Origin of the sequence: Stappia sp. 28M-7 (genome assembly GCF_014252955.1) — a bacterium.
Classification (GTDB): domain Bacteria; phylum Pseudomonadota; class Alphaproteobacteria; order Rhizobiales; family Stappiaceae; genus Stappia.
The window spans coordinates 2,992,862-3,009,415 of the sequence record NZ_JACMIA010000001.1 but is presented as its reverse complement, the minus strand read 5'-3'; the positions used below and the strand labels follow the sequence as shown (position 1 = coordinate 3,009,415).

Genomic DNA, 16,554 nt, shown 5'->3' with positions numbered 1-16,554 from the left:
TCATATGCGTGGACAACTACTGATATATATATCGACTCCTTCCTCCTGCGTGTGTTTCAGTCCCTCCGTATTTTGTGGGGGTAGTAATGAAGGTAATTATTTGTGGTATTGCCTGCGCCGTCCTGGTCTCGGGCTGCGCATCGGTCGTTCGTGGCACCAGCGAAGACGTCATCATCAACGTGGAACCGGGAGATGCGCTGGTCACCACGACGCTTGGACACTCCTGCAAAAAGTCGCCTTGCACGGTCGAGGTGAGCCGCAAGAAGACCTTCATGGTGCGAGCGGAGAAGGAGGGCTACAAGCCGGGGCAGGTCTTCGTCGACACCAAGGTGAGCGGTGGAGGGGCCGCAGGCCTTGCTGGCAACATCCTGCTGGGCGGCGTGGTCGGTGTCGGTGTCGACGCCATTTCCGGCGCGACGCTCGACCACACGCCGAATCCGGTCAACATCACGCTGGTCCCGGTGGATGCCGAGGGCGAGAGCACCAACATCACCAAGCCGGAGCCGCCGGTGACGAAGCCCAAGGCCGTTCCCGTTTCGTGAGGGGCGGTGTGCCCTTGCCTCAGGCGTAGGGGTCCGAGGCAAGGGCGGCGCAGGCAGCGCGGTATTCGGCGCGCAGGCGCTCGCACAGCTCGGCCGCAGGCGGCAGGTCGGTGATCGTCCCGGTGCCCTGGCCGGCGGACCAGATGTTCTTCCAGACCTTCGCCTCGCTGCCCATGTCGAGCGAGCCCGCATGCTGCAGGTTGTCCGGGTCGAGTCCGGCGCGCTCGATGCTCGGGCGCAGGAAGTTGGCGTTCACGCCGCTGATCGCCGGCGTGTAGAGGATGTCGGCAGCGGTCGCATCCAGGATCATCTGCTTGTAGTCGTCGACGATCATCGCTTCCGCGGTGGCGAGGAAGCGGGTGCCCAGATAGGCGAGGTCCGCGCCCATCGCGCGGGCGGCGGCAATCTGCGCGCCGGTGTTGATGGCGCCGGCCAGAATGATGGCGCCGTCGTAGAAGGCGCGGATTTCCGAGACCAGCGCGAAGGGGCTCATGGTGCCGGCATGACCGCCCGCGCCGGCACAGACCGCGATGATGCCGTCGACGCCGGCTTCGGCCGCCTTGCGCGCATGGCGCGGGTTGATGACGTCATGGAAGACGAGGCCGCCATAGGAGTGGACGGCGGAGACGACATCGGGATTGGCGCCGAGCGAGGTGATGACCAGGGGCACCTTCCGCTCGACGGTCACTGCAAGATCGGCCTCCAGCCGCTTGTTGCTGCGGTGGACGATCAGATTGACGCCGTAGGGGGCGGCATCGTCATGGCCGGACAGACGATCCTCGATTTCGCTCAGCCACTCGCCGTAGCCTTCGCTCGTGCGCTGGTTGAGCGCCGGGAAGGTGCCGATCACGCCGGCGCGGCAGGTGGCGACGACAAGGTCCGGGCCGGAGGCGAGGAACATCGGCGAGGCGATCGCCGGAACCTTGAGGCGGCCGTCGAATGATTTCGGCATGGTCATGCGGGATCCCTCCGGTATCTGCCGGGCGTGCCGGTCACTCGCCGCGGAACTGCGGCTGGCGCTTTTCGAGGAATGCCGAGACGCCCTCGCGGAAATCGCGGGTCCCGGTCATGCGGATGAAGGAGGCGCGTTCGGCCTCCAGATGGGCGGCGAAGGGACGGTCCAGCGCGCCGTCGACGAGGGCGCGGACCGCACCCTGCGCCTGTGTCGGGCCGCTGGCAACGCGCATTGCCAGGGCGAGGGTCTCGGCGTCGAGGTCTTCTGCCGGCACCACCTTGTTGACGATGCCCGCCGCGTGGGCCTCCTCCGCGCTCAGGGCATCGCCGAGCAGCAGCAGTTCCATCGCCTTGGCCCGGCCGACCTTGCGCGGCAGCGCCCATGTGCCGCCGCAGTCGGGCGAGGCGCCGATGCGATCATAGGCGACGACAAAGCGCGCGCCGGCCTCGGCGACCACGAGATCGGCGCCAAGCACCAGGCTGAAGCCGGCGCCGGCCGCCACGCCGCGCACGGCCGCGATCACCGGGGCGGGGGATTCTCGCAAGGCCGTCAGGGCAGGATGCAGGGCATCAAGCAGGTCGTGGACGACCTCTGCAGCGCGGTCCGGGTCGGTGCCGAAAGCCGCGACATCGCCGCCGGCGACGAAGGCGCGGCCTGTACCGGAAAGGACGATGCAGCGAACGCCCTTGGTCGTTGTGACCTTGCGCACCGCCTGCAGGAAGGCACGCGCCGTCGGCACGTCGAGCGCGTTCAGCACCTTCGGCCGGTTGATGGTGATGGTGGCGATGCCGGTTGCGGCATCGATCTCGGCAAGAACCGGTTCGTCGCTCATGCGGCGGCCTCCTTCGTGGAATGGAACCGGCTGCCGTCCCGGGCCATGGCGGCAAGGCCGACCGGGACCTCCAGCTTGTCGACACGGCAGGCCGCGACGAATTCCGCCGCTCCTTGCGTGTCGATCAGGCTCAGTGGCCCGCCGGTCCACACGGGAAAGCCGGCCGCGTCGATGGCGTGGACATCGGCCTCCAGCGCCGAGGCGACGTCGCCTCGGTCGAGCGTTGCGGCGGCAGCAAGGGCCATGGCGCGCAGCAGCCGCATGCCGGCGGGGCGCAGGGCCGCGCGCGCGCTCGCATCGTCGGTGGCCGCAAGGGGGGCATCGGTCGGCAAGGCGGGCAGGGCGGACAGGCCGACAGCCTCGGCGGCATTGCGGATGAAGGCGGGACTCATGCCCTCAGCCTGCATGCGAAGCGCCTCGGCGTCGAGCGCGTTTCGGCAGGCGTTGGCAAGGGGGCCGTCCTTGTCCGCGCGCGCCCGTCCCTCGCGGGCCAGCGCCTGGCGGGCGAAGAACTGGGTGCGGATCATCGCCTGCGCGACATCGCCGTGGACGAGATGGCCGAAATACTGGCGCTCCACCTTGAGCGCCTTGTCGATGGGCAGCCGCAGACCCTCGTAGACGCAGGAGAGGATTGCCTCCAGCGCGGGATAGTTGCGGTGGCCGCTTGCGCGAACCTTTGCATTGGCGAAGAGGAAGACGTTCGATGCGGCCTCGGAGGTCACGGGCGGACCCGGCGGGGCGAAGCCCCTGGCGTCCCACGGGGCGGCGGCTGAAACCCGGCCTTCGGTGAGCGCGCGCCGTGCCGCGGCGACCAGATCGTCCGGTTCGGCCATCTCGTCGAGAATGCCGAGCGACAGGGCCTCGTCGGAGGACAGGCGGCGCCCCTCCAGCAGCAGGGGCAGGGCCGCCTCGATGCCGATGACGCGGGGCAGGCGCTGGGTGCCGCCGGCGCCCGGCAGGATGCCGAGCGTGACCTCGGGCAGGCCGAAGACGGCCTTGGGATTGCGCGCGGCGATCCGGTGGTGGCAGGCGAGCATCAGCTCCAGCCCGCCGCCGAGCGCGGTGCCGCTGGCCGCTGCAACGACCGGCTTGCCGCAGGTCTCCAGCGCGCGGAAGGCATCGGTCATGGCGCGAATGCGCTCGGATGCGGTGGCCGGCGAGGTGCCCGGACCGGTCATGCCGTTCATGATCGCAAGGTCGGCGCCGGCGATGAAGCTGTCCTTGCCGGACGCGACGATGATGCCGGTAACCTGCGGATCGGCGGTGAGCCGAGCGATCTCCTCGCGCAGGGCCTCGGTGAACGCCCAGTCGATGACATTCATCGAGCGGCCCGGCATGTCGATGGTGAGAAGGGCGATGCCGCCGCTATCGATCTCGCTTGTCAGCATGGAGCCTCTCCTCAGATCCGCTCGATGATGGTGGCCACGCCCATGCCGGCGCCCACGCACAGGGTGACGAGGGCGGTCTGGCGATCCGTCCGCTCCAGCTCGTCCAGCGCGGTGCCGAGGATCATCGCACCGGTTGCCCCCAGCGGGTGGCCCATGGCGATGGCGCCTCCGTTGACGTTGACGATCTCCGGGTCGAGGTCGAGCGCCTCGATGAAGCGCATGGCGACGGCCGCGAAGGCCTCGTTGATCTCGAAAAGATCGATGTCGGCGGCGGTCATGCCGGCCCGCTTCAGCGCCTTTTCCGCCGCAAAGGAAGGCGCTGTGAGCATCATGGTCGGCTCGGAGCCGATTTCGGCGAAGGCGCGGATGCGGGCACGCGGGACCAGGCCGGCGCGCGCTCCCGCCTCGCGCGTGCCGAGCAGCACGGCCGAGGCGCCGTCGACGATGCCGGACGAATTGCCGGCATGGTGGACGTGGCGGATTTCGGCAAAGCCGGGATAGCGCTCCAGCGCCACCGCGTCGAAGCCGGCCTTTTCGCCGAGCCCGGCGAAGGACGGCTTCAACCGGCCAAGGTCCTCGACGGTGGAATTGCCGCGAATGGTCTCGTCGCGGGCGAGCAGCACCTCGCCGACCCGGTCGCGCACGGGAACGATGCTGCGGGCGAAGCGGTCCTGCGACCAGGCCTGTGCGGCGCGGCGGTGGCTTTCCACCGCATAGGCGTCGAGCTGTTCGCGGGAGTAGCCCCATTTGGTGGCGATGAGATCGGCGGAAATGCCCTGCGGCACGAAGGTGGTGGCGGCCGCGACCTGCGGGTCGGCGCCCCAGGCGCCGCCGTCGGAAAGGATCGGGATGCGCGACATGGATTCGACGCCCCCGGCGACCATCATGTCGGCCTGGCCGGCCATCACCTTGGCGGCGGCCATGTTGCAGGCCTCGAGCCCCGAGGCGCAGAAGCGGTTGATCTGGACGCCCGCGGTCTCTTCCGCATAGCCGGCGGCGATGGCGGCAACGCGCGGTAGGCACTGGCCCTGTTCGCCGACGGGCATGACGATGCCCATCACCACGTCGTCGACAAGGGCCGTGTCCAGCGCGTTGCGCTCGCGCACCGCCTCCAGGACGGTGGTGGCGAGGCGGATCGGCGTCACCTCGTGCAGGGCGCCGTCCGGCTTTCCCCTGCCGCGCGGCGTGCGCAGGTGGTCGTAGATCAGGGCGTCGGGCATGTCGGGGTGTCGGGCTCCGTTGGATCCGGGGCGGGGAGGCGTCAGCCGGTCGGATAGAGGCTGGCGATCTCGCCCGCATACTTGGTCTGGATGCTGGAGCGACGCACCTTCATGGTCGCGGTGACCTCGTCGTCGTCGTGGTCCAGCTCCTTGGTCAGCAGGTGGAAGCGGCGGATGTGGGAGACCTGGGCCAGCTGGTCGTTGGCGGCGCGGATCTCCGTGTCGACCAGCTCACGCACCGCCGCGTTCTCGGCAAGGCTGCGGAAGTTGGTGTAGGACAGGCCCTTCTCCTCCGCCCATTTGGCGACGGTCTCGAAGTCGATCTGGATGAGCGCCGCCACGTATTTGCGGGCCTCGCCGATGACGATGCATTCCTTGATGTAGGGGCTGCCCTTGACCGTGTTCTCGATCTCCGAGGGGCTGAGGTTCTTGCCGCCGGCGGTGATCATGATGTCCTTGAGGCGGTCGACGATGCGGAACTCGCCGTTCTCCACCTCGACTACGTCGCCGGTGTGGAGCCAGCCGTCGCGCAGCGAACTCTCGGTGGCGGCCGGGTTCTTGTAGTAGCCGACGAAGACGGTATCGCCCTTCAGCTGCAGCTCGCCGTGTTCGCCGACGCGCGCCTCGACGCCCTTGGCGGCCGGGCCGACCGACCCCGGAATGAGGCGGTCCAGCGTCTGGCCGAGGGCGACGCCGCTCGATTCCGTCATGCCGTAGACCTCGACCAGCGGCACACCGATGGTGCGGAAGAAGCGGACGATGCGCGGGGAGATGGGCGCGGCGCCCGTCATGGCGATATGGGTCCGGCGCAGGCCGATATAATTTTGCAGCGCGCGGAAGACCAACAGGTAGCAGAGCGCGAAGGTGATCCGCTCGCTCACGCTGCGCTCGGCTCGGGACTTTTCGGCGAAGGGCTCGCAGGCGCGATAGGCCCATTCGTAGAGCGCCCGTCGGTAGCCGCCGGCCTCCAGCATGCGGATATGGATCGAGGAATGCAGCTTCTCCCAGATCCGCGGCACGCCGAGGAAGGAGGAGGGGGCGACCTCGCGCAGGTCCTCCTGGACGGTGCGCAGGGACTCGCCGAAGCAGATCCGCGAGCCGAGGTAGATCGGCGCCATCACCGTGACCATCTGCTCGGCAACGTGGCAGAGCGGCAGGTAGGAGAGGTGCACGGTCTCGGCGTCGAGATCGATGCGGTCGGCGATCGCGATCGCCTGGGCGCGCAGGTTGCGATAGGACAGCATCGCGCCCTTCGGCTTTCCGGTCGAACCCGAGGTGTAGATCATCAGGGCGATGTCATCGAGGCCGCGATCGGCGGAGGCGCTGCGTTCGGGACCGGGCGCCTTGGCACGGCGCGCGTGCCCCATCGCCTCCATGGCGGCGAAGGAGATCACGAAGTCCTCCGAATAGCCGCGCAGGCCCTTGGTCTCGATGACGACGACGCGGCGCAGCTTCGGCAACTGGTCGCGCACCTCGATCACCTTGTCGAGCTGCTCCTGGTCCTCGCAGACGATGATCTCGCTGTCGGAATGCTCCAGCACATAGCCGACCTCGTTGGCCGGGCTGGTCGGATAGACGCCGATGGCGACGCCGCCGACGACATTGACGCCGAGTTGCGCCAGCACCCACTCCACCCGGTTCTCGGACAGGATGGCGACATGGCCGCTTTCGCCGAGCCCGAGCGCCAGCAGGCCCTCGCCGACATCGCAGGCACGCTCGTGATACTGGCGCCAGGTGAGGGGATTCCAGATGCCGAAATCCTTCTGCAGGACGGCCACCCGGTCGGGTGTCGCCTCGGCATGGGCGCGCAGCATCTGTGGCAGGGTGAGTTGGGGAAAGTCGGCCATGTCGTCTCGCCTCAGGACAGCCAGCGCTTGCGGCGCTTGTAGTGCTTGATGTCGCGGTAGCTCTTGGTGCCTTCGCTGCCGCTGGCACCGAGGTAGAACTCGCGCACGTCGTCGTCCTTAACCAGCCGCTCGGTCGGTCCGTCGAGCACGATCTTGCCGGTCTCCATGATGTAGCCGTAATGGGCGACGGCGAAGGCCACGGCGGCGTTCTGCTCGACCAGCAGCATCGAGACGCCGAGATCGCGGTTGATCGAGGCGATGATGGTGAAGATCTCCTCGACGAGAACGGGCGACAGCCCGAGCGACGGCTCGTCCAGGAGGATCAGCGACGGCTGGGCGATGAGCGCCCGCCCGATCGCCAGCATCTGCTGCTCGCCGCCCGACAGGTAGCCGGCGCGCCCATTCCGCCGCTCGAACAGACGCGGGAAGTACTGGTAGACGAGGTCGAAGGGCGTCGGCTTGAGCCCGCGCCCGGACAGGGCGAAGGTCGCCGCCGTCAGGTTTTCCTCGACCGTCAGGTCCTCGAAGATGCGGCGCCCCTCCATGACGTGGAAGAGGCCGCGCCGCACCAGGGCGTGGGGCGCCAGGCGAGAGATGTCGTCGCCGTCGAAGCGGATGGCTCCGGCCGTGACGGCACCGTTCTCCAGCGCCAGAAGGTTCGACACCGCCTTCAGCGTCGTCGATTTTCCCGCGCCGTTGGAGCCGAGCAGGGTGACGATCTTGCCCCGCCCGACACTCAGTGACAGGCCGCGGAGCACCTGCACGGTCTTGTTGTAGACGACCTCGATGTTGTTGATGTCGAGGAGGATGTCCGCGGCCATCTCACTTACTCCTGAACGCTGATCCAGTCGGACGCCGGCTTCATCTGCTGAGCGCTGGCGTCGTAACGGTAGATGCGGCCGACCGGGATCGAGTTGCCCGGGATCGAGATCGGCACGCCGATGATGCCGCCGGTGTCGAAGTTCTCGATGGAGTTGAGCGCGGCCTTCAGGTTGGCGCCGTTGAGCTCCTTGCCGGCCTCCAGCGTGCGCTTGGCCGCCTCGGTGAACAGCATGGCGGTCAGGAAGCCCTGCATGTACGGGGTCGACTGGTACTCGGGGCGCATCTCGCGGATGCGGTCCATCATCGGCGCGTTGTCGGCGTCGTCGTAGTAGTAGCGATAGGGCATGACGCCCATGAAGCCGTCGGCAGCCTCGCCGACCTTGGCCCAGATGCTGGAGTCCATCGACCAGAACGTGCCCATGAACTTGGTTTCCAGGCCGAGCTGCTTGGCCTGGCTCATGAATTCGGGCAGCGGCGCCAGCACGTAGCCGTGGAAGATGGTGTAGTCCGGGCGGGCGCGGCGCAGCTTCAGCACCTCGGTGGAGACGTCGACGGCGGTCGGCGGGGTGATGATCTCCTCGACGACCTCAAGGCCCAGTTCGCCGGCGCGCGCCTTGGTGGCGGCGATCGGGTCGCGGCCGAACTCGGTGTCCGAGTTGACCAGCACGATGCGGGCGCCCGGCTTCTCCTTGGCGATGTATTCCAGCAGGATGCCGGTCATTTCCGAATAGTCGGGGCCGGCCATGAACTGGTGCGGGAAGGCTTTGGGATCGTTCAGCTCGGTCGCGAAGGACGCGCCGGCCATGATCATCGAGCCCCGGCGGTCGATCTCGCCGTTGATGGTCTTCGCGAAGCCGGTGGAGTCGCCGTAGTAGAGGTGGATCTCGTCCTGGCTGGTCAGCTTGTTGAACACGGCGACGGACGCGTCGACCTTGTAACCGGTGTCCTCGTAGGCGAGGCGCAGCTTGCGGCCCTGGATGCCGCCGGCCTCGTTGACGATCTTGATGTAGTCCTGCATGCCGGCCTCGATGCCGACGCCCGCGAAGGCGAAGACGCCGGTGAGCGGGATCGAGCCGCCGATGACGATGTCGTCGGCCGCAACGGCCGGAAGCGCGGTGGCAATGGCTGCCGATGCCGACAGGGCAAGCAGCGTTCTCCTGGTAAAGCTAAGCATTGTTTCCTCCGGTTTTATCGCGTGACTTTTGTTCATTCACTTCTTGAAGGGCCAGAGATGGAAGTAACGCCGGGATCTCTGGACGATTTCGGCAAGTCCCTTCGGCTCGAAAATGAGAAAGCCGACGATGAGGAGGCCGAAAACGATGGTGCGAACCGGCGAGAGCATCGCCGCCGCATTGGGAAGAACGGGGGTGAGCCAGTCGATGCCGAAGCGCAGCAGCTCCGGGACGAGGGTCATGAAGACGGCGCCAAGAATGCCGCCGAGGATCGTGCCCATGCCGCCGACGATGATCGCGGCGAGGAAGAAGATCGAATAGACGAACGGGAAGCTCTCCGGCGTCACGACGCGGAAGAAGTAGGCCCACATGCCGCCGGCAACGCCCGCATAGAAGGACGAGATCGCAAAGCTCATCAGCTTGTAGCGCAGCAGCGAGATGCCCAGCACCTCGGCCGAGATGTCGCGATCGCGGATGGCGATGAAGGCGCGCCCGACGCGGGTGCGGAAGAGATTGGCCGCGCCCAGCACCATCAGCGCGGTGATCGGCACGAAGACGAAATAGAGCTGGGAGTAGTCCGTCAGCGGCGTGCCGAAGAAGCTCGCCGGTGTCAGCGTCAGGCCGCTGTTGCCGTTGGTCACGCTCTCCCAGTTGACGAAGATGAAATGCAGGATGAACGAGGCGGCGATGGTGGCGATGGCCAGGTAGAGGCCCTTGACCCGAAGGCTCGGGATGCCGACCAGGATGCCGACCGCCGCGGCAATGATGCCGCCGGCGACGAGGTTCAGCAGGAAGGGCGTGCCGAGGTTCAGCTGCATCCAGCCGACCGTGTAGGCGCCGACCGCCATGAAGGCGGCCTGGCCGAGGCTGACGAGGCCTGTATAGCCGGTAAGGATGTTGAGGCCGGTGGCGCTCGCCACGTTGATGGCCACGAGGCAGGCGAGATAGAGCCAGTAATTGTCGAGCACGAAGGGCGCGATGCAAAGGCTCAGGGCGAACAGGGCCATCCACACGCGCTGCGGCCGGGTGGTCAGCAGCGCCTCGTCGGCCTGGTAGCTGTGCTTGGCGGTTCCGATCTGCATGTCAGAGACGCTCGATTTCTGTCGTGCCGAACAAGCCGTAGGGACGGATCATCAAGGCGACGAGGAGGAGGCCGAATGTGGTGACGAGCTTGTATTCGCCGCCGAGATAGGTCCCGGCCCAGGCCTCGATGAGGCCGATGACGAGGCCGCCGACAAGGGCTCCGGCGACGGAGTCGAGACCGCCGACGATGACCACGACCAGCGCGGACAGGCCGAAGACGCCCATGGCCGGCGAGATGCCGCCGATGGAACCGAGCAGGACGCCGGCGCCGGCGGCAGTGCCGCAGCCGATCACCCAGGCGAGCGAGAAGACGCCCGGCACGTTGATGCCACAGGAATACGCCGCGGCCTGGTCGGTTGCCGTCGCCCGCAGCGCGACGCCGCCGCGCCAGAAGCGGAAAAGGGCGAGAAAGACCGCGATCACCACGGCGGCAACCGCGAAGGCGATGGCGATCTTGCGCGAGACATAGGCCTCGCCGATGAAGATCGGCGCATTGCCCATGAAGGCGGGCAGGGCGCGCGGATCGGTGCCCCAGACGAGTTCGACGAGGCCGACCAGGACCGAGCCGAGGCCGATCGTCACCATGAAGACGGCGATCGGGCTCTCGCCGAGCATCGGACGGATCAACCCGCGCTCGACCACCGCGCCGACGAGACCGCCGCCGGCGATGGCGAGCGGGATCGCCGCCCAGGCCGGAAGGCCGAGACCGGCGGCGAAGGCGAAGAAGAGGTAGCCGCCGAGCATCAACAGCTCGCCGACGGCAAGGTTGATCACCCGCGTCGCCTTGTAGATCAGCACGAAGGCAAGCGCCGTCAGCGACAGCAGGGCGCCGGAGCCGAGACCGGCCAGCGTCACCTCGGTGAAGAAGAGAAGGTCGCTCATGCCACGTCCTCGCGCGTTTCGCGCTCTGCAGCGGCAGTGCCGCCAGATGCGCCGGCCTCGCCCTTGAGGCGGGCCATCAGTGCGGCGGGATCGCCGCTGCCGAGATAGGCTTCCGTCACATGCGGATCCGCCTGCACTTCGTGCGGCAGGCCGCTGGCGATGACCTCGCCGAAATTCAGCACGACCACATGGTCGGAGATGTCCATGACCATGCCCATGTCGTGCTCGACCATCAGGATCGTGGTGCCCCATTCCTCCTTCACGTCGAGGATGAAGCGGGCCATGTCCTCGGTTTCCTCGCGGTTCATGCCGGCGACCGGCTCGTCGAGCAGCAGGATGCGCGGGCGCATGGCCAACGCGCGGGCAAGCTCGACCCGCTTCTGCAGGCCGTAGGACAGCGAGGCGACCGGCATGTTGCGGATGTGGTCGATCTCGAGGAAGTCGATGATGCGGCGCTCGATCTCGGCGCGCAGCTCCACCTCCTCGCGCTGGGCCGGACCCCAATAGGCGAGGGCCTGCAACAGGCCGGTCTTCATGTGGGCGTGGCGGCCGAGCTTGATGTTGTCGAGCACGGTCATGCCGCGGAAGAGCGCGATGTTCTGGAAGGTGCGGGCGAAGCCGAGGGCGGCGCGCTCGGGCGGATGCATCCGCGTCACGTCGCGACCGTCGAAGCGCACGCTCCCCTGCTGCGGCTTGTAGAAGCCCGAGATGCAGTTGAACATGGAGGTCTTGCCGGCGCCGTTCGGGCCGATCAGCGCCGTGATTGAGCCGGGCTCGGCCGAGAAGGACACGCCGCGCAGCGCCTTGAGGCCGCCGAAGGACAGCGACAGTCCCTCGACCTCCAGGCGCGCGGCGCCGGTCTCGTGGGGCGCGGTCATCGGTGCCCCTTCCTGGTGCCTGCAACGGCAACCTGGCGGCGCACGGGCGCGATGGAGCCGGCCGCCAGCGGCCGGTCATGCAGAACCTGCGACATGTTCCTCCCAGTCCTTTGTCTTTCCGGTCGCGACCGGCGGCCCCCTCCAGAGCCGGAAAACCTCAATTCACGATGCGTATTGTCTCACCCCCGACAGACGCTCGAAGATGCTCTCCACCGGCTCGTCGATGTCGCGACCGGCCCGCTCGAAGCCGCGCTTCCAGTCGACCACATGCCGCCGCATCCACAGGCACGCTTCCTCCTTGTCGCGCGCGGCGACGGCATCGATCAGCCGTCGGTGGGCAGCGACCATGCGGCCGGCGCCTTGCGGCACCCGGCGGCAGATCAGCTCCGAGGTGGGAAAGAACAGGAGTGCGGCCGGCTCGCGCGCCAGTTCCAGCACCCGGTTGCGCGAGGCCTTGGCCATCAGCGCATGAAATTCCGTGTCGAGACCGGCAAGGCGCACCGGATCGTCCAGCGCCGCCTCGGCCATCGCCTGGTTGGCCTCCAGCGCGGCAAGGTCCTCTTCCGTTGCCTCGTCGACGGCGCTTTCGATCACCCCGAGCTCGAGGATCACGGCCGCCTCGAACAGCTCGCGAAAGGTCACCTGGTGCAGGACCAGGGCGCGGCTCATGCGGTCGGACAGTTTGCGGTAGTGGGGAAGGCAGACATAGAGCTTGCGGCCGGCCTCGCGCTGGACCAGTCCCGCCTGCTCCAGCAGGCGGATGCCCTCGCGCACCGTCGAGCGGTTGACGCCGAACTGGCGCACCAGCTCTGCCTCGGTGCCGATCTCGTCGCCCGGGCGCAGGCGCCCGGCCATGATCTCGCGCTCGATCGCCTCCGCGACCATCTGGTAGGCGGAGGGCACCTTGATCTTTTCGAAGCGACCCGGCTCCGCCATCGACATTGCTGAACGTCTCCTCCCGGACGGCTGCGGCACGCATCTTGGCGGCGCGCCTTGTCAGTTAGTCCCTTTGTCGGACAAAGGTTGGCACAAGCAGGTTTTGACCGTCAAGCGGATATTTCTCGCCTCTTTCGCCTCCGAATTTCCGCCAATGAGCTGCTGCTCGGTGACGATTTCGCGCTTTGCCGGTTTGTCGGACAAACACAATCTAGCTGCGTCGCGCGGCCATGGTCCGGCCGCGTCGCACGCTCGAAGGCAGGGGAAAATCCGAAGGAGACGCAGCGTCGGCTGCGATCAGCGCTCCCAGGCCTCGCTGGCATCCTGGACGGGTGCGCTCGCCGCCGGCTCCTGCGGTGCAGGCGCGTTCTCGTCGATGCGGAGGAGCCGGGAGCGCGGCTCGGCCGGGGCATCGTCCGACGCGTCGAGAATGACGGAGCTGGAAGCCGAATCGAGAATGATCGGCGCAGGATCCTGCGGCAGGCACGGGAGAGGTCGAGACGGGCTGAGACTGGCGCCGGCAACGGGGCGCACCTCGATCCGCGACCCGGCGGACAGGTTCAGCCTGACCTCGTGCTGGATCCGAGGCCGCTCGCCGTTGAAACTCAGAGTGAGCGAGTTGCCGCGCACATGGGCCAAGAAAAAGCCGCCGGCTATATAGGTATGGAAATACTGGTAAAATCCGGAACCGTCCGGCTGCTGGCTCAGCTGCAGCCGCCGCTGATGGCCCTCGCTGGCATCCTGATAGGTGACGGTGATCTTGTCGCCGGCTGCACGGCCGCGGTCGTCGATACCTTCGGCGAAGTAGACGGGCTTCGGCGTGGACCCGAGTTTCTGGCCATAGGCGGTCTCTCCCGAGATGCCTCGACCGACCTCACCGTAAGGAGAGGATCGGTCTCCGCCCGCCAAGGCCTCTTGCGCCCGCGCGGCTGCGGTCGCGGAGCGCTGGACGAGCCGTTCGAAGAGCGGCTGGAAGTAATAGTGCAACGCAATCAGGCTCTGGTCGCCGAGAACCCCGTCGATTGTGCCCTGGTAAAGCCCCTTGTCGCGCAGCGCCGACTGCAGGGCACGCCAGGCCGCAGCATCTCCCCTCCGCGGATAGGGGAGGTCGATTTCCAGCGGAGGCAGGTCGTTGGCCGGGAAATGCTTGTCCTGGAAGACATCGCTGTAGCCGAGCCTGCTTGCCACCGCGCGATATCGCGGCATGTCGCGGGCAAGGTTCCTGGCATGCGAGAGGGCGCATACAAGTTCGTCGGCGCGGCTCTCCTCCCGTTTGGCGCCGCCCACCAGAGCCGCGACGACCGCATCGAGCTTGCCATCCACGGTCGGCAGAGGGCCGTCCTCCTCGCCTGCCGCTCCTGCAGTCACAAGATGGCGGACGATGTCCGCGTGGCCGCCGAGAGCCGCGATCATCAGCGGCGTCCAGCCGTTGGCGGCCCGCGCGGAAACATTTGCGCCGTGATCGAGCGCGAAGCGGACGCTGTCGAGGTCGCCGAATTCCGCTGCCTTGAGCAGGATCGTGTCGGCGGCATCCGGGGAGAGCTGCAGGGAGGGCGGGGGAGGCTCAGGGCCGAAATCCTCCAGTCCGGCGACCTCGGCAAGGACCCTGACGGAGTAGCCGTCCTCGGTGATCCCTTCGAGACTGGCGCCGAGTTCCCGGAGCTTCAGCGCATTGTCGGTGCGGGCCTGCTGCAGTGCCCGCATGACCGGCGTGTAGCCTTCGGCGTCCTTCAGGTTCAGGTCGACGCCTTGAGCTGCAAGGAAAGCCAGCGTGTCCGGCGAGCCGCGCATGGCGGCGATGGTTGCGAGGTTGGCGCCGTCATGCTCCACCGCGGCGAGATCCAGTCCGGCCTCGGCGAGCTGTTTCAGGGTGTCGAGGTCGTCGGCACGGGCGGCAGCCATCACCGCCGCATCGGTTCTGGAGATGCTTTCCTGGGCGGTGAGGATACCGGTTCCGACCTGCGGGCAGGTCATCAACAACACGGACAGGGAAACCGTCCGCAGGGCATTGGTCATCCTTCGCATGCCGCTCCCCCTGTCCACCGCCTCAGAAGACGCCGCATGTCCGGCTGCCGCAATTGTTCCTGCTGCCGTTGGAGCCGGAATTCCGCCTGTCCGGCCTGCTGCTGCTCGTTGGGGTATCGCGCCCCTGCAGGCAGTTGGTCCAGCTCAGATGCGGATTTGCCTGGCAGTACTCGTAGCGGGATCCGCCGGGGTGCCCGCTGCTCCCGCCGCCCGAAGCCGTGCCGGACCGCGTTCCGCCCGCGCCGTTGCCGCGTTGGCGCGCGGCCTCCTGTTCTGCGGCCCTCCGGCGTGCTTCGTCCTGCCGTCGGCGCTCGTCCAGCACCTGGAACGCGGCGTTCGCAAGCGCTCGCTGCTGCGGCAAAAGCGCCTCGAGTTCTCGCGACACCCTTGCGCGCTCGGCGTTTCCCCACTCCGTTTCCGCCCGCTCCACTTCGCTGGCGATCCAGCGGGTCACTGCATCGACGCTATCGGCGGGCAGGGTGCCATTGGCCTGCGCTTCGACGATCTGCGTCATCAGCACCGAGTACGCGCTGTCCATCGGGGGCGTGCCGCCGGCCGCTTGCAGGTCCTGCATGGCCTCGATCCGCTGCAACTGGGTCGTGCGGCTGTGGAGCGCACGGTCCAGCTGCGAGGCGGAGCGGCGAGGATTGGCGGCGCTGTAGCCTCGCGTGTTCGGCGGGCTGTGGAGCTGGAAGCTGGAGGTCGCTCCTTCCAGATAGGCGAGGGCTGCGGCCTGGATGTCCTGCATCCGAGCCGTGCCGTGCTTGACGAAGGCGCGCGAGAGCTTTTCGGCGCCGCCCGGGCCGGGCAATCCGCGCGCGTGGCGCAGCCGGTCGGACACCTCCAGCGGCAAGGCCTGCCCGTCGCGCAGCGCGGCATAGGGCTCCTGCTTGTGGCCGGCTCTGGCGCCTGTCTCGTTCAGAAAGCGCTGGGCGTCCTTGCGGGCCTGTTCTTCGGCTTCGCGGCGACGCGCTTCGGCGGCCTCCCGAATCTTCCAGTTCTCGAGGGTCTGCCGGCATTGCGCCTCGATACGGGCCATCTGGCCCCTCAAGGCGCAGGTCTGCTGGTAGATCGGCAGGCATGCATTCGGGCCATAATGTCCGCATGCGCTCGTCCAGCCCAACTGGCTGTGCGACTGCTCGCATTGGCTGGCGCGGGCGTCGATCGCGTCCAGCCTTGCCTTGAAGGGATAGGCGGGGGTGTAGAGGTTGCAATCAGAGCTGCTGCGCGGCGACAGATAGTCCGCCGATGCGGGAGCCGCCGCAAATGCCAGCAGGGCGCCGGCGAGAATGCCCAGGACTTCGCGTTTCACCGGCGCATCCTCCGGAGCGGACAATGTCACGTAGAGCAACAGACCCGCTTGCAGCCTAACCGGGCAAAGGGCTTCTCTCAAGCGTCAACGCACGGACGCATGCGTGCATTGCTGCAAGTGCAGGGAAATGACCCTCAGGGCAGGCGCTGTGGTGATATCCGGGAGAGAAGTTGGCTGGGGAACCTGGATTCGAACCAGGACTAACGGAGTCAGAGTCCGCGGGTCTACCGTTAACCTATTCCCCAATGCCGTTGGATGCCTTATCCGGATATGGCCGGAAATCGAGGATTTTCAAGGTGCCGAGGCCTTTTGGGCCGCTTTGTCCCTGAGATCCTGCCGGAAGGTTTTCGGTAAAAACCGTCCGGCGCCCACCGCGAAGCGGCAGCGCATCCATGGGCGGCTTTTTATGAATGCGTGCCTGCGCTGTCAAGCATGGATGCCGGCTCAGCGAAAATTTGATCGCGCGTGCCTGTGTATATCCGCTCGCTTCATTCCCATATCGCAGGTAACGCCGCCGTTGGCGGGTCACTGGCTCTCGTCGAGGAATGCGGGGGCTCGCAAGTTGCGGGCTGCGGATATGGTGGTAAACTCTACCTAACGACAATGCGTTTCCGGGCGGCGGCTGCAAGCAGGCTGCCGCAGGGAAAGCAGAGGCACCTG

The 16,554-nt window shown here is 67.2% G+C and carries 14 protein-coding genes and 1 tRNA gene; 1 reads left to right on the top strand and 14 read right to left on the bottom strand.

From position 1 onward, the window contains the following. Window positions 1-86 precede the first annotated feature (86 nt). Window positions 87-542: a translation initiation factor 2 gene (locus tag H7H34_RS13320; RefSeq protein WP_185925467.1), complete on the top strand. Its 456-nt coding sequence runs from the start codon at window positions 87-89 to the stop codon at window positions 540-542. Window positions 543-561: 19 nt separating this feature from the next. Here the strand turns inward: H7H34_RS13320 and H7H34_RS13315 are convergent, their stop codons facing one another. The 14 genes from H7H34_RS13315 to H7H34_RS13250 form a co-directional block, all read right to left on the bottom strand. After that, window positions 562-1,500 carry an NAD(P)H-dependent flavin oxidoreductase gene (locus H7H34_RS13315; protein ID WP_120267500.1) on the bottom strand — a complete coding sequence of 313 codons (939 nt, stop codon included), beginning with the start codon at window positions 1,498-1,500 and terminating at the stop codon, window positions 562-564. Between the two features lie 34 nt (window positions 1,501-1,534). Then, entirely contained in the window at window positions 1,535-2,329 is a 795-nt protein-coding gene (locus H7H34_RS13310) for an enoyl-CoA hydratase/isomerase family protein (protein WP_185925466.1), read from the bottom strand. Next, window positions 2,326-3,717, bottom strand: coding sequence for an enoyl-CoA hydratase-related protein (locus H7H34_RS13305; protein ID WP_185925465.1), 1,392 nt, complete (start codon window positions 3,715-3,717; stop codon window positions 2,326-2,328). Before H7H34_RS13305 ends, H7H34_RS13310 begins: the two co-directional genes overlap by 4 nt. A gap of 11 nt (window positions 3,718-3,728) precedes the next feature. After that, window positions 3,729-4,937 carry an acetyl-CoA C-acetyltransferase gene (locus H7H34_RS13300; protein ID WP_185925464.1) on the bottom strand — a complete coding sequence of 403 codons (1,209 nt, stop codon included), beginning with the start codon at window positions 4,935-4,937 and terminating at the stop codon, window positions 3,729-3,731. Window positions 4,938-4,978: 41 nt separating this feature from the next. Then, window positions 4,979-6,784 carry an AMP-dependent synthetase/ligase gene (locus tag H7H34_RS13295; RefSeq protein WP_185925463.1) on the bottom strand — a complete coding sequence of 602 codons (1,806 nt, stop codon included), beginning with the start codon at window positions 6,782-6,784 and terminating at the stop codon, window positions 4,979-4,981. Window positions 6,785-6,795: 11 nt separating this feature from the next. Then, window positions 6,796-7,605, bottom strand: coding sequence for an ABC transporter ATP-binding protein (locus H7H34_RS13290; RefSeq protein WP_120267505.1), 810 nt, complete (start codon window positions 7,603-7,605; stop codon window positions 6,796-6,798). Window positions 7,606-7,610: 5 nt separating this feature from the next. Beyond that, the gene (locus tag H7H34_RS13285; protein ID WP_185925462.1) at window positions 7,611-8,780 is read right to left on the bottom strand and encodes an ABC transporter substrate-binding protein; all 1,170 of its coding nucleotides are present in this window, start codon (window positions 8,778-8,780) and stop codon (window positions 7,611-7,613) included. A 36-nt stretch (window positions 8,781-8,816) separates the two neighbouring features. Further along, complete coding sequence (locus tag H7H34_RS13280) at window positions 8,817-9,860, bottom strand: branched-chain amino acid ABC transporter permease (RefSeq protein WP_185925461.1); 1,044 nt, start codon at window positions 9,858-9,860, stop codon at window positions 8,817-8,819. Window position 9,861: 1 nt separating this feature from the next. Continuing rightward, entirely contained in the window at window positions 9,862-10,743 is an 882-nt protein-coding gene (locus tag H7H34_RS13275; RefSeq protein ID WP_120267508.1) for a branched-chain amino acid ABC transporter permease, read from the bottom strand. Continuing rightward, entirely contained in the window at window positions 10,740-11,621 is an 882-nt protein-coding gene (locus H7H34_RS13270; protein WP_185925460.1) for an ABC transporter ATP-binding protein, read from the bottom strand. The genes H7H34_RS13275 and H7H34_RS13270 overlap by 4 nt, the downstream gene beginning before the upstream one ends. A 162-nt stretch (window positions 11,622-11,783) precedes the next feature. Continuing rightward, window positions 11,784-12,563 carry a FadR/GntR family transcriptional regulator gene (locus tag H7H34_RS13265; RefSeq protein WP_185925459.1) on the bottom strand — a complete coding sequence of 260 codons (780 nt, stop codon included), beginning with the start codon at window positions 12,561-12,563 and terminating at the stop codon, window positions 11,784-11,786. A 291-nt stretch (window positions 12,564-12,854) separates the two neighbouring features. Then, window positions 12,855-14,573 carry an ankyrin repeat domain-containing protein gene (locus H7H34_RS13260; RefSeq protein ID WP_185925458.1) on the bottom strand — a complete coding sequence of 573 codons (1,719 nt, stop codon included), beginning with the start codon at window positions 14,571-14,573 and terminating at the stop codon, window positions 12,855-12,857. 31 nt (window positions 14,574-14,604) lie between these two features. Beyond that, entirely contained in the window at window positions 14,605-15,894 is a 1,290-nt protein-coding gene (locus H7H34_RS13255; RefSeq protein ID WP_185925457.1) for a hypothetical protein, read from the bottom strand. Window positions 15,895-16,065: 171 nt separating this feature from the next. Then, window positions 16,066-16,139: transfer RNA gene (locus H7H34_RS13250), tRNA-Gln, on the bottom strand. Between the last annotated feature and the right edge of the window lie 415 nt (window positions 16,140-16,554).